General features: G+C 72.2%; 3 protein-coding genes. 2 read left to right on the top strand and 1 reads right to left on the bottom strand.

Translation table 11 applies throughout. From position 1 onward, the window contains the following. On the bottom strand, positions 1–327 hold a 327-nt coding region (locus RWP81_RS15470; protein ID WP_314457601.1), incomplete at its 3' end, for a MerR family transcriptional regulator. Positions 328–404: 77 nt separating this feature from the next. Here RWP81_RS15470 and RWP81_RS15465 point away from each other — a divergent pair. Together RWP81_RS15465 and RWP81_RS15460 are read left to right on the top strand one after the other, a co-directional pair. Further along, positions 405–1574, top strand: coding sequence for a glycoside hydrolase family 3 N-terminal domain-containing protein (locus RWP81_RS15465; RefSeq protein ID WP_314457599.1), 1170 nt, complete (start codon positions 405–407; stop codon positions 1572–1574). Between the two features lie 250 nt (positions 1575–1824). Beyond that, positions 1825–3365, top strand: a 1541-nt coding sequence (locus RWP81_RS15460) for a helicase-related protein (RefSeq protein WP_314457597.1), incomplete at its 3' end; no start/stop codon positions are given.

Raw genomic sequence — 3365 nt, 5'->3', positions numbered from 1 at the left:
CTCCAGGGCTGTCAGGGTGTCGCGCACCGCGGTGATGCGCTGATCGAGGCCCGATCGCGTGCGTTCCAACGCCGCGAGGTGCGCACGCACCGTGTCGGCGAACGACTGCTCGTCGCCCAGCGCCCGGGCGATGTCGGGGAGCGGGAGGTCGAGAGCACGCAACGACAGGATGCGATAGAGCCGCGCGACCTCCGCGTCGCCGTAGAAGCGGTATCCGTTCTCGGCGACCCGCGCCGGACGCAGCAACCCCACGCTGTCGTAGTGCCGCAGCGTACGGCTGGTGATCCCGGCCGCACGGGCGAGGTCGGCGATGGGCCATTCGTTCATGGCATCCACCCTGCCGGTTGACGCCGCGGCAGAGTCAAGCGCCGCGATCGTTCAGGCCCATGAGCGACCATCGAAGGGTGAAGAGTCCCGCGCGTCCGACCGCCCTGCTGCTGCTCGCGGCGCTGACCCTCACCGCCTGCGCCCCCACCGCGGCACCCACGGTGTCACCGACCGCGACGAGCGCGCCTGCGCCGACGCGCACGCCCACCCCGACCCCCACACCGACGCCCGACCCGCTCGCGGGCATGAGCGTCGCCGACAGAGTGGGCCAGATGTTCATGGTCGGAACCTCGGTCGACGGGGCCGACCCGACCACGCTCGCGGCCGTGGCCGACGACCACATCGGCGGTATCTTCCTGCACGGGCGATCGGATGCCGGAACGCAGGCGATCGCAGGGCTCGTGTCGCAGTTCACCACCGCGGCCGGCGCCGACAACTCCGAGCTGTGGGTCGCGACAGACCAGGAGGGCGGCACGGTGCAGGTGCTCTCGGGACCGGGCTTCGACGGCATCCCCTCGGCCGTCGAGCAGGCGCAGCAGCCCGACGCGCAACTGCGGGAGAACGCGTCGACGTGGGGCGCGCAGCTCGCCGCGGCGGGCGTGAACATGAACCTCGCGCCCGTCGCCGACATCGTCACCAGTCCGGAGTTCGCGGCATCCAATCCGCCGATCGGCGAGCTGGCACGCGAGTACGGCTACGACGGCGCGACGGTCGCCGCGAAGTCGGGCGCCTTCGCGGCGGGGATGCGCGACGGCGGCGTGCTGCCGACCTTCAAGCACTTCCCGGGGCTCGGTCACGTCGACGACAACACCGATTACTCCACCGGGGTCACCGACGAGGTGGTCACCCCCGACGGACCCGACGTCGGCGTCTACCGCACCGTCCTGTCGCAGGGCCCGGCGGTCGTCATGCTCTCGACGGCCGACTACGCCTTGATCGACCCGGGCGTCCCTGCAGCGTTCTCTTCCCGCGTCGTCGGGGTGCTCCGCGACGGTGCGGGGTTCGAGGGCGTCGTGACCTGCGACGACCTCTCCGCCGCCGATCAGGTCGGAGGCTACTCGCCGGCCGATCGCGCCACCCTCGCCGTCGACGCGGGAGTCGACCTGCTGCTGGTGTCGGCCGACCCGTCGGTCTACCCCGAGATGCATCAGGCGGTACTCGCCCGCGCGCAGGCCGACCCCGCGTTCGCGGCGAAAGTGGATGCCGCCGTCACCCGCATCCTGGCCCAGAAGGCGTCGATGCCGTGAGACCCGGCGCGAGTCGCGGCGGCGTAGGTCGCGGCGTCTTGGGTCTCGGCGGCGTGGGTCGCGGCGTCTTGGGTCTCGGCGGCGTGGGTCGCTCCGGCGGGGGGCACTCCGGCGCGGTCAGCGGCGCGACGACACGATGCGCCCCCGGGCGCGACGACACGATGCGCCCCCGGGCGCGAGGACACGATGCACCCCGGGCGCGACCACACAGTGCGCCGCGGGGCGCGGGGCCGCGATATGCTGGAAGGCTGTGTCTGTCGAACCCGTCATCGTCTACCCGCCCGAGCTGCCCGTCAGCGCCGCGCGGGAGGAGATCGCGCGCGCCATCCGCGACCACCAGGTCGTGATCGTCGCGGGCGCGACCGGCTCGGGTAAGACCACACAGCTGCCGAAAATCTGCCTCGAGCTGGGTCGCACCTCCATCGCCCACACGCAGCCCCGCCGCATCGCCGCGCGCACGATCGCCGAGCGCATCGCCGACGAGATGAAGGTGCCGCTGGGCTCCACCGTCGGCTACAAAGTGCGCTTCACCGACAAGGTGTCGGCCGACACCCGGGTGGCGCTGGTCACCGACGGCATCCTGCTCAACGAGATCCACCGCGACCGGCTGCTGCGCCGCTACGACACGATCATCGTCGACGAGGCGCACGAGCGCTCGCTGAACATCGACTTCCTGCTCGGATACCTGCGCCGCATCCTGCCGAAACGCCCCGACCTCAAGGTCATCGTCACCTCGGCCACGATCGACCCCGAGAGCTTCGCGCGACACTTCGCTGCGCCGCCGACCGAACCCGGCGGTGAACCGGTGCCCGCGCCGGTGATCGAGGTGTCAGGGCGTACGTATCCGGTCGAGATCCGGTACCGGCCTCTCGACGGCGCGGATCAGACGCCGAACGACTCCGACGACGAGGCTCCGGATGCCGGCACCCCGGCGGCGGCCCCGAAGACCCGGACTCCGGCACGGCCCGCCCCGAAGGCCGGCCGCCCCGACGACGACGTCGACGAAGTCGGGGCCGTCGTCGCCGCCCTCCGCGAGCTCGACCGGGAATCCGCGGGCGACGTGCTCGTCTTCTTCCCCGGAGAGGCCGAGATCCGGGATGCCGCGGACGCCATCCGCGGGGCGTACCAAAAGGACGCCGCCCCCACCGAGGTGCTCCCTCTCTATGGCCGGCTCTCCGCCGCCGAGCAGCACCGCGTCTTCGAGCGCTCGAGCGTGGCGGGCGTCCGCCGCCGCGTCATCCTCGCCACCAACGTCGCCGAGACGAGCCTCACCGTCCCCGGCATCCGGTACGTCGTCGACACCGGCACCGCGCGCATCTCCCGCTACAGCAACCGATCGAAGATCCAGCGGCTGCCCATCGAGGCCGTCTCGCAGGCGTCGGCGCAGCAGCGCTCCGGGCGCGCCGGCCGCACGTCACCCGGTATCGCGATCCGGCTCTACTCCGAAGACGACTTCACGCGCCGCCCGGAGTACACCGAACCCGAGATCCTGCGGACGTCGCTGGCATCCGTCATCCTGCAGATGCTGTCGCTGGGCTTCGGCGACATCCAGGCGTTCCCGTTCCTGACCCCGCCCGACTCGCGGGGTGTGAAGGCGGCGTTCGACCTGCTCGTGGAGCTCGGCGCGGTGAAGCTTCCGGCGCCGGGGGCGCGCGGCAGTGCCGAGTCATCGCGGGAGCGTGACGTGCGCGGCGACGGCGACCCGTCGCGCGAGCGCTCGAGCCGCCGGGACGAGAGCGGCCCGCGCCTCACCGAGATCGGCCGCGAGATCGCGCGGCTGCCCATCGACCC

The organism is uncultured Microbacterium sp. (assembly GCF_963521695.1).
Lineage (GTDB): Bacteria > Actinomycetota > Actinomycetes > Actinomycetales > Microbacteriaceae > Microbacterium.
The sequence above is the reverse complement of the archived record's forward strand: the minus strand, read 5'-3'. Positions and strand labels throughout refer to the sequence as shown.